Origin of the sequence: Sphingomonas sp. (genome assembly GCF_035317925.1) — a bacterium.
Taxonomy (GTDB): domain Bacteria; phylum Pseudomonadota; class Alphaproteobacteria; order Sphingomonadales; family Sphingomonadaceae; genus Sphingomonas_I.
The window spans coordinates 1-9884 of record NZ_DATHFV010000122.1; the positions used below are offsets into that span (position 1 = coordinate 1).

The window sequence follows — 9884 nt, forward strand, 5'->3', positions numbered from 1 at the left end:
ACCCGTTCCGACCGTTTGCCCGGCTGGTAATGATAAGCGCGTTCGAGCGCGAGATCGACGAACCCCGCCACCCGTTCGCCCGCCCGGATCGGGATCTGCCGCGCCACCAGGGCGGCGCCGCTCAACGGCTGAAGCGCCGCGAGCAGATCCTCGATCGATCCGCGCGCCTGGTCGATCTTGTTGACGAAGATGGCATGCGGCAGGCCCAGAGCCTCCAGCCGCCGCAGCGTCGGCTCGGCCAAGGCTGCCCGCGCCGGATCGGGATCGATCACCACCAGGGCGAGGTCGGCCAGCGCCAGCGCCCGCTCCGCATCCGCCGCGAAGCCCGACGAACCGGGCGCGTCGATCAGCGCGAACGTATCGCCCATCCAGTCGAAGCGCAGCAGGTTGAGCTCGGTCGATCCGCATCGCGCCCGCGCTTCGGGACTCGCATCGCCGATCGTGCTGCCGGCATCGACCGCGCCCAATCGGGGGATCGCACCCGCCGCGAACAGCATGGCTTCGGCCAGGCTGGTCTTGCCCGTGCCCGCTGGTCCGACGATCGCAACGGCTCTTGTGCCGTGGACGGTCTCACCCATCTCGCTCTCCTCCTGCTTACCCCACGCTCTTCGGCAAAGGACCCGCCCGGAATCGGGACGATCTGCCTATCGGGAAAAGATGGCAAGCGCGTTGAGCGGACGGACGGACCGTTCCAGCCCGATCGTCCCTCAACGCGCCATTAGCGGGCCTTTAACCATGGTTGCTGCAAGCTCCGCGCCCATCGGAACTCCCGATCGACTGGAACCAGCTATGCCGATCCTGTCTCTTGCGCGGCTCGATTGCGTTTTCTTCGATTTCGACGGGGTCATTGCCGACTCGGTCGATGCGAAGGTCCATGCCTTCGGCGAGCTCTACCGGCCCTTCGGCGAGGATGTACGCGCCGCCGTCGAGGCCTATCAACGCGCCGTGCCGGGCGAAACCCGGTACGAGAAGATCCCAAAATTCCATCGCGAACTGCTTGGCGTCACCCTGTCGGCGGAAGACGTGGCGTCATGGTGCGCGCGGCTGGGCGACCTCGTGCTCGATGTTGTTGTCGAAAGCCCGCTGCTGCCCGATGTGATCGACGTTCTGGAGGAGCTCCGCTCGGTCGGCATTCCCAGCCACGTCGTGTCCGGCACGCCCCATGACGAGCTCGCTATCATTCTCGTCCGCAAGCGGCTCGGCCATTATTTCCGCTCGGTCGAAGGCGCCCCGCGGCGCAAGGAACCGATCGTCGAAAAACTGCTCGATACCTATCGCCTCGATCCGGCGCGTTGCCTGTTCGTGGGCGATGCGATGACCGACTACCGATGCGCGGCCGCCTGTTCGATCCCGTTTCTGGGGCGCGCGGACCCGCTGGATAGTCCTTTCCCGCCCGGAACCTGGGTCGTGGAGCGGCTGGGACAGGCTTTCCCGGTCAAGCGGCCCGATCTGCGCCGGGCGGCCTAGGCCTCCGATCCCTCATTCCCGCGCGCGGGAATCCCGCTTCTTCTGTCTCGTGCCGGACGGTCAGGCCTGGATGGAGCCCTGACGCGAAAGAGCCCCGCCGGCCACTTAGGGGAGGCGACGGGGCTCAATGCGTGGCCGGCGAGCGGGGAGCTGAAGGCCGGCCTCGGTCGCAAAACTGGCCAAGGGGAATCTGGTTCCACGTCGAACTCGCTGATCGCCCGGCCTGACCGATATTCCGTTTCCGCGCGGTTCGCTTACACTGGCGCGCGTGAGCTTCTTCGAAAGCCTGCTTGCGCTGCTCGCGACCGCGATCCTGCTGCTGCAGGTTTCGCGGCGGCTCGCCATTCCCTATCCGACCATGCTCGCGGCGGCGGGCGTCGCGCTCGCGCTGATTCCGGGCGTGCCGCGGATCACCTTCGATCCGAAGATCGCGCTCGCGCTTTTCATCGCGCCGGCTTTGGTCGATGCGGCCTACGATTTCCCGGTGCGCGCGGTCTGGCGCCTGTGGCGGCCCTTGTTCGCGCTCGCGGTGGTCGCCGTGTTGCTGAGCGCGGGCGCGGTCGCGTGGCTCGGCGTCGCGCTGGCGGGGCTGCCGCTTTATGCCGCGCTCGCTTTGGGCGCGATCGTCGCCCCGCCCGACGCGGCCGCAGCCACCGCCGTCCTCTCCAGCGTCCGCATGCCGCGCCGCACGATCACGGTGCTCAAGGGAGAAAGCCTGCTCAACGATGCGGCGGCCTTGCTCCTGTTCGGTGCCGCGATCTCGATCCAGACGCATGGCGGGATCGACACCGGCCTGGCGGTGCGGCTGGGGCTGGCGGCGCCGGGCGGGATAGTGGCCGGCATCCTGCTCGCCAGAGTCCTCCGCTATATAACCCCGTTCGTCGCCGGCACGCTCGGCGGCAATCTCATGGAATTCGTGACCTGCTTCGGCATCTGGGTGATCGCCGATCATGTCGGCCTGTCGCCCGTGCTGACCCTGGTCGCCTTCGCGATGACGATCGCGCGCACCGCCGGGCTCACCACCCCGCCACGGATGCGGATCCACAGCTTCGCGGTGTGGGAAACGGTCGTGTTCCTGCTCAACGTGCTCGCCTTCCTGCTGATGGGCCTGCAGGCGCGCACCATCGTCGGCGGGATGGCGCCCGACCGGCTCCATCAGGCGGCCTGGTTCGCGCTCGAAGTGATCCTGTGCCTGATCGTGGTGCGGATGAGCTGGGTGCTGATCTACAACCGCCTCGCGCATCGTTTCCGGGCGCTGCGCGGCGATTTCAAGCCGGCGAGCCTGCGCCAGGGCGTGCTGATCGGCTGGTCCGGCATGCGCGGCCTGGTGACGCTCGCCACCGCCTTCGCCTTGCCCGCCGCCTTTCCGCAGCGCGACCTGATCGTACTGACCGCCTTCGCGGTCGTGTTGACGACGCTTATCGTCCAGGGCCTCACGCTCGCGCCGCTCGTCCGCCTGCTCAAGCTGGATGGCGAGGACGGGCTGGATGAGGAACTGGCCACTGCCCGCGCCGACATGCTGTCCGCGGCCTTGGCCACGCTCGACGGCAAGACCGGCCCCGCGGCGGACTATTGGCGCTGGGGCTTCGGGGTCGCGCGCGATGCGGTCACGCCGCCGATCCATTGCGCGCCGCTGCACGAAAAGCGCAAGCTCGGCCTCGCCGCGATGCGCCGCCAGCGCAAGCGGCTGGAGGAATTGCGCACCCAGGAACGCGTCGGCGCGGATTCCTTCCTGATCCTGCAGGAGGAACTGGATTTCTTGGAGGTTGCGATCAGCAGCGAGGCGGATCGCCAGATCGAGGAAAGCTGATCATTGGCCGCCATTCGTTGTCGCAAGAGGTGATATATGCGCCTACGCCCTCGCTATTGGCCCCTCGTACTGGCCGGGTCGCTGGCGTTGCCCGGCCTGGCTGCCGCGCCGGCGGCCTTCAAATCTGATGGCGCGGCGCAAGGCTTCGTTGCCGATACGGATCGGGCGATGGCCGAAATGCATGCCGGAATGATGGTGCGGCCCACGGGCGACGTGGATCGCGACTTCGTTCAAATGATGGTGCCGCATCATCAGGGCGCGATCGACATGGCGGTCGCGGAACTGCGCTATGGCCATGACGAGCAGCTCAAGCGGATCGCGCAGGAGATCATCGTCGATCAGCAGCAGGAAATCGCCGCAATGCGTCTTGCGCTCGGTCAGCCGCTGCCGCCGTCCATCGCGGCACCGACCCAGCCTGATCACAAGAGTTCCGATCATGTCGGCATGCAGGCCGGACAGGAGAAGTGACATGAAGCATTTCGTACCTATCGCCGTGCTTCTTGGCACATGCGGTTGCTCGGCCTCATGGGCGGGGCAGGCACCCGATGCAGCCGCATCGCCCGACGTGAGGATCAGCCACAGCGACCGCGTCTATGCCGCCGAGCAATTCTCCAACACCGTCTCGGTTACCGATCCGGTCGACAACAGGCTGCTTGGGCTGATCCGGCTGGGTGATCCGCAACCGGGCAATTTCAGTCCGCTCTACAAGGGTCAGGTGCTCGTTCATGGTATGGGCTTCTCGCCCGATCACCGAACGCTGGCGGTTGTCTCGATCGGTTCGAACTCGGTGACGTTCATCGATACCGCGACCAACGCGGTGAAGCACACCACCTATATCGGCCGATCGCCGCACGAGGCGTTCTTCACGCCGGACGGACGCGAGGTCTGGGCTACGGTTCGTGGCGAGGATTATATCTCGGTCATCGATGCGGCGACGTTCGAGGAACGGGCCCGGATCAAGACACCGGCCGGCCCGGGTATGACGATTTTCTCGCCGGATGGGCGCTATGCGTATATCTGCTCGTCCTTCAATCCGGTCACAGTCGTCGTCGCCGTCGCCGACCACAAGATCGTCGGCCAGGTCGCCCAGCCAAGCCCCTTCTGTCCGAATATCGCCGCGACCCCGGACGAGGATCAGGTGTGGTTCACGCTGAAGGACGTCGGCAAGGCCGTCGCCTTCTCCGCCAGGCCACCATTCGCCATCCTCAAGACGCTCGATACCGGCCCGATCACCAACCACGTCAACTTCGTGCGCAATGCGCATGGCCAGTTCGCCTACATCACGGTCGGCGGCCTCAACGAGGTGCAGGTCTTCCGCACTGGCGATTTCGCCAAAGTCGCCACTATCCCGGTCGGCAAGCTGCCGCACGGCATCTGGCCGTCGGGTGACGGCACGCGGGTCTATGTCGGTCTCGAAAATGACGACAGGCTGGCGGTGATCGATACGCTGACCAACCGCCTGATCGCGACCGTTCCGATCGGGCAGGCGCCGCAGGCTCTGGTCTATGTCCCGAACGCCGTGCCGTCGGGCGACGGCCTCCAGAATCTCCAGCCGCTCGGTGTCGCGGGTCAGGCCGCGCATCTGACTTTGACATCTGTCGCTGCCTCCGGCGGCGCGCTGACGAGTGTCAGCCTGTACGATCAGGGCCTGGTTCAGGTGCTGCAGGCGGCGGTTACCGGGCTTGCCCCGAAGCAGCTTATGTCCTGGCGCTGGCAACCATGCCGGATGGAGGCGGCACGCTCGAACCGCTAGCATCCTTCACGACCAATCCGGCCGGCGCGGCGATCGTCGATACGGTCGGCCCGATCCGTCAGATCGTCGAAGGTTCGGACACCGCGCCGCGCAAATACCTTGTCATAGCGGAAGGGAAGGCCGGCCAGATCGGTGCCGTCGTGCAGCGATAGAATGGGGACGTTGCCGCTTATTCGGCGATATCGACTATGATCTTGCCCGTTGCGGTACGCGAAGCGATCGTCGCATGGGCATCGCCAACCGCGTCGATACCGAACCGGCGCGCGTCGACATTCGGCTTGATCGCGCCGGCCTCGGCCAGCCGCGTCGCCTCGCGCAGGATGCCGCCATGGTGCGCGCGGCCTTCGCCGCTCAGCAGCGGGAGGAGTGCAAATACGCCTGAATAACTCGCGGCCTTGAACGACAAGGGCGCCAGGGCATGCGTGCCCCAGCCGAGGCTGCTCACGACATGCCCGAACCGGCCGACCGCCTTGAAGCTCGCGTCGAGCACCGCGCCGCCGACCGTGTCGTAAACCAGGTCGAACCCGCGACCGTCCGTGTGGCGATCGACATAGGCTTCGACGCTCTCTTCGCGGTCGATCGGGGTTGCGCCAAGGCGCTGCAGAAACGCCGCCTTGGCCGCGCCGTCGACGGCATAGACATTGGCACCCAGCGCCTTTGCGATCTGCACCGCGATATGGCCGACACCCCCGGCACCGCCCTGGACGAGAACACGCTGGCCGGGCCGAACCTTCGCCCGATCGACCAACCCCTCCCATGCCGTGATGAAGGCCAACGGCAGCGCCGCGGCCTCGCGCATGGACAGGGTGGTAGGCTTTGGCGCCAGCAGCCGCGCATCGACCGCCGCATAGTCCGCGAGCGAACCCTGGATGCCGCCGACGCCGCCGGTCATGCCATAGACGTCGTCGCCTGGCCGGAAACCGTCGACGCCGTCACCGACCTCTTCGACGGTTCCGGCGAGGTCCATGCCGAGGATTGCCGGCAACGCGTGCCGCGCATGACCCGCCGCCCCCGCCCGGATCTTGAGATCGAGCGGATTGACCCCGCTCGCGGCGATTCGAACCAGCACCTCGCCGGGCCCCGCGACCGGACGCGCCATCTCGACGATCCGGAAAGGCCCATCCTGCCCGTCCAGCATCGCGGCGCGCATCGACTTGGCGATCATCTCTTATAGCTCCCGTTTCATGTCGCAGCGGACGCGATCCGCGCCCGGAAATCGTCGAAGTGGATGGCGTCTGACGTAAGGCTTGGCGCGCGCGGTGCCGTGCGCGTCGAACGGGGTCACGACCCGGTCGTTTTCGGCGGACCGACCGGCACGGTGCTCGGCAGCAGCCGACCACCCAATAGCAAGCAGAGCGTGCCGATCGCGATCGCCAGAACGAGCAGATTGGCGCCGGCGAACAGGATCGGCGCCAGCAACGCAATGGCGGGGGTCGGCGCGACAAGGTCGATCTTCGCGACCGCCGTCGCGAACGCCACGCCGCCGAACGTGAACGCCCAATAAGAGGCCGCGAACGGTGCCGCGCCGATCCAGCGCGCCATCCGCAGCAACAGCAGCGCCTGCAGCAAGGCATAGCCGATCAAAGCGTGGCCCAGCAGGTCGCCCGCGCCTCCGCCAACCGCCAGATAGCAGACCGCGCCCACCGCGGGCGGGGCGAGCTGGATCCCGAGCGTCGGCCGCAGCAGCGGCGGCATTTCGTCCGCCGTGTAGAGGCGATGGAGCAGCACCGATTCGATCGCGAGCCACGAGAAGAAGGCGGCGCCGAACGCCAATTGGCCCCAGTCGCTCCAGCCGAGCGCCGCCGCAGTGGTGCCGGCGACGAACCCGCCCGCCACGGTCGGCAGATAGAGGATCGGCGTCGTCGCCTCCGGCGCGCGCCGGCCGCGCCAAAGCCGCCCGGTCCGCCACAATCCGAACGCCAGTGTGAACGCCGAGCCCAACGTGAACAGCGCGATCGCGACCGCGCGCGAATAAGGCAGGGCGCCTTGCGCGATCAGCAACGTCGTCACCCCGCCGAGACCGATGAAGCAGCATTGCACGGCATGTTCGGCCTCCTGTCGCGCCACATCCGGCGCGATCCACCATTTGGCGGCGTACAGAAGCGCGACCACCACCCAGGCAAAGGCGGCCCCGGCGAACAGCGTCTCGCCGATCAGGCCGGGCAGGCCCCACAGCGCATGGCCGACGCGCCAGAGATTGGCGAGCGCGGCCAGGCCCAGCACGATGCCGAAGAAGGCGGCCGGCACGTGCGGCAGCTTGCCGCGCGCGCTTCCGGGCAAGGGTGGGACAGGTTCGCTCAAGCGGCCAGTTTGCGGCCAAGGAAATCGCGCATCAAGGCCGCGATTTCCCGGTGATGCGCTTCCAGCGCGAAATGGCCTGCGTCGAGCATGTGGATCTCGATATTTTTGAGGTCGCGCTGATAGGCGGTGGCACCGGCCGGCGCGAACACCTTGTCGCCCTGGCCCCACGCCACAAGCGTCGGCGGCTGATGTCCGCGGAAATACTTGTGCCAGCCCGCATAACGTTCGGAATTGCTCCCATAATTGGCCTGCAGATCGAACTGGATCGCCTTGTTGCCGGGCCGTTCCATGCCGGCTTGCGCCGCTTCCCATGCGTCCGGGCTGACCAGCGACGGATCGGGTTCGCCATCCAGGAATTGACCGCGCGTCGCCGGCAGCTCGAACAAAGGCTGGATCGCGGCCACCGCCTCCGCGCTTTTGTCCGTCCACAGCCGCAGCACGATGCGCCGCAGATCCGGCGTGAAGCCGTCCTCATAGGCATTCGCGTTCTGGATGATCAGCGCGCTCACCCGCTCGGGCCTGCGTTCGGCGAGGCGGAAGCCGACCGGGCCGCCATAATCCTGCATATAGAGCGCATAGCGCTTCAGACCGAGCGCGTCGGTGAATCTCTCGATGACGTCGGTCAGGTGATCGAACGTATAATCGAACCGTTCGGGCGGCGGTGCGTCGCTATATCCGAACCCCGGATAATCGGGCGCGATCACGCGATAGCGATCGGCCAGCAGCGGGATCAGATCCCGGAACATGAAGGACGACGACGGATAGCCGTGCAGCAGCAGGATCACGGGCGCGTCGACCGGCCCGGCCTCGCGGTAAAAGACATTCACGTCACCGACCTGAACATTCCGGAAATGGGTTTCCATGATCGGCTTGTCCTTTTCCTTTGCGGCGATCGCGCGTGTCGGCCCGGCGAGGCCCGTCGCGATCGCGCCCATCGCCAGGCCGCCGAGCATCCTGCGGCGCATTGGGTCGATTTGCCTGATGTCCTTGATCATTTCCCCGCGCCCGCCGGACACCATTTATAGGCGGTCTCGGTCTTTGCATGCCCCTGGCGCACACGGACGAGGGCCGGCGACAGGATCGTATAGGTTGCCGACGTCGTCGTTGGTGCGGCGGCACCGCCGTCGCCCAGAGCCGAGCACGTCTCGTCGACATGATAGGTCTGGCCGGCATGTGCGCGCACGATCGATCGGCAATCGCTGGCATGCGGATAGGCGAAACGGTGTCCGTCATAGTCGAACGTCGCGGCAAAAGCGGGCGCGTGGCAGGATGTGCCGACCAGGACGTAGCTTCCCGGCTTGAGCGGCAGCACCGCGGCATTGGCCGCTGCCGCCATCATCAGCATCAGCGGCCAGATTTTGCGTGTGATCATGTCGTGCGTCCCCAAAACTGCGTTATCGCTTCACGCATTTAATCATTGCAGCTAACGGGAATAAGTCTGCTAACTTGCAATCTGTCCTTGCAGGATTTGAAACGATGGACCGGCTTGATGCGATGGCGATATTCGTCGCCGTTGTGGACGAAGGATCGCTGGCAGGGGCCGCCCGCAGATTCGGGCGCTCGGCCGCCTCGATCACGCGCGCCGTGGCTTTGCTCGAAGCGCGCGTCGGCGAACGCCTGCTGCATCGCACGACCCGCAGCCTGAAGCTGACCGAGGCGGGGGTTGAGCAGATCGCGGTCTATCGCGACGTGCTGGGCCGCCTCGCGCAGATCGACCGTTCCCGCAATCCGCTCAGCGGCAAATTGTCGATCAGCGCGCCCGAGCTGTTCGGCCGCTTCAAGGTGATGCCGATCCTTGATCGCTTCCTTGACGATCATCCTGGCGTGACCGCGCGCATGCTGGTGGTGAACCGGATGGTCGATCTGGTGGAAGAAGGCGTCGATCTGGTCGTGCGGATCGCCAATCTTCAGGATTCCGCTTTGACCGCGGTGCGCCTGGGCACGGTGCAGCGGCTGGTCTGCGCCGCACCCGCTTATCTCGATCGCGCCGGCATGCCGAATGACCCGGGCGATCTTGTCCATCACGCCTGCATCGATCTGCAGGTCGGCGGCGGCAGTGAAGTATGGCGGCTCCGCACGCAGCCATCGTCCGGTCGACTTCGGACGGTCGCGGTCGGTTCGCGTCTTGCACTCAACAGCCAGGCGGCGGCGCTCGATGTCGCCCGTCGCGGCTATGGCATCTGCCATCCCTTATCCTATCAGGTGGCCGACGATATTCGGGAAGGCCGCCTGATCTGCTTGCTCAGGGATTTCGAACCCGACCCCATACCCGTCCACTTCGTCTTTCACCCGAGTCAGCGAAGCGGCGGCATTGTGCGCTCGCTGGTGGAGCAGGCGACGCCCCCGTTGAGAGCCGATTTGGCGGAGGTAGGACACATGCTCGGCTAGCGGTCATTCCGGACTTGACAAAAGAGAACAAAACGTGTACACATTTCACGTTCACTGATCCGGGCCCGGGCAGAGGAACCAAGCCCATCTCCGTGCGGCAACGCACGGGGAACGACCGGCGCGAAGCTCTCGGATGCCTTGTTAGTCGAAGACTTCGCTGCCTCT

The 9884-nt window shown here is 66.1% G+C and carries 11 protein-coding genes; 6 read left to right on the forward strand and 5 right to left on the reverse strand.

The features are described 5' to 3' along the window. Positions 1–578 (reverse strand): GTP-binding protein (locus VK533_RS08805; RefSeq protein WP_324376520.1); only part of this gene is annotated, 578 nt, incomplete at its 3' end. Between the two features lie 79 nt (positions 579–657). On the opposite strand from VK533_RS08805, the gene VK533_RS08810 reads away from it, so the two are divergent. The 5 genes from VK533_RS08810 (at position 658) to VK533_RS08830 (ending at position 5182) form a co-directional block, all read left to right on the forward strand. After that, positions 658–1467, forward strand: a complete 810-nt coding sequence (locus tag VK533_RS08810) for an HAD family hydrolase (protein WP_324376522.1) — start codon at positions 658–660, stop codon at positions 1465–1467. Positions 1468–1735: 268 nt separating this feature from the next. Further along, positions 1736–3277 (forward strand): cation:proton antiporter, encoded by a 1542-nt coding sequence (locus VK533_RS08815; RefSeq protein WP_324376524.1) that lies wholly within the window; start codon positions 1736–1738, stop codon positions 3275–3277. 36 nt (positions 3278–3313) lie between these two features. Continuing rightward, positions 3314–3745, forward strand: a complete 432-nt coding sequence (gene copM, locus VK533_RS08820) for a CopM family metallochaperone (protein WP_324376526.1) — start codon at positions 3314–3316, stop codon at positions 3743–3745. Between the two features lies 1 nt (position 3746). Beyond that, a complete protein-coding gene (locus VK533_RS08825; RefSeq protein ID WP_324376528.1) occupies positions 3747–5030 on the forward strand; it encodes a YncE family protein in 1284 nt (427 codons plus the stop codon). Next, positions 4997–5182 carry a hypothetical protein gene (locus tag VK533_RS08830; protein WP_324376530.1) on the forward strand — a complete coding sequence of 62 codons (186 nt, stop codon included), beginning with the start codon at positions 4997–4999 and terminating at the stop codon, positions 5180–5182. The genes VK533_RS08825 and VK533_RS08830 overlap by 34 nt, the downstream gene beginning before the upstream one ends. A gap of 17 nt (positions 5183–5199) precedes the next feature. On the opposite strand, the gene VK533_RS08835 is transcribed toward VK533_RS08830, so the two are convergent. The 4 genes from VK533_RS08835 to VK533_RS08850 form a co-directional block, all read right to left on the reverse strand. After that, positions 5200–6192 (reverse strand): zinc-dependent alcohol dehydrogenase family protein, encoded by a 993-nt coding sequence (locus VK533_RS08835; protein WP_414712293.1) that lies wholly within the window; start codon positions 6190–6192, stop codon positions 5200–5202. Positions 6193–6311: 119 nt separating this feature from the next. Continuing rightward, positions 6312–7331, reverse strand: a complete 1020-nt coding sequence (gene tehA / locus VK533_RS08840) for a dicarboxylate transporter/tellurite-resistance protein TehA (protein WP_324376534.1) — start codon at positions 7329–7331, stop codon at positions 6312–6314. Beyond that, positions 7328–8326: an alpha/beta hydrolase gene (locus tag VK533_RS08845; RefSeq protein WP_324376536.1), complete on the reverse strand. Its 999-nt coding sequence runs from the start codon at positions 8324–8326 to the stop codon at positions 7328–7330. The genes tehA and VK533_RS08845 overlap by 4 nt, the downstream gene beginning before the upstream one ends. Then, the gene (locus tag VK533_RS08850; protein WP_324376538.1) at positions 8323–8703 is read right to left on the reverse strand and encodes a hypothetical protein; all 381 of its coding nucleotides are present in this window, start codon (positions 8701–8703) and stop codon (positions 8323–8325) included. Before VK533_RS08850 ends, VK533_RS08845 begins: the two co-directional genes overlap by 4 nt. A gap of 104 nt (positions 8704–8807) precedes the next feature. Here VK533_RS08850 and VK533_RS08855 point away from each other — a divergent pair, with 104 nt between their 5' ends. Continuing rightward, positions 8808–9719: a LysR family transcriptional regulator gene (locus tag VK533_RS08855; RefSeq protein WP_324376540.1), complete on the forward strand. Its 912-nt coding sequence runs from the start codon at positions 8808–8810 to the stop codon at positions 9717–9719. Positions 9720–9884: the final 165 nt, after the last annotated feature.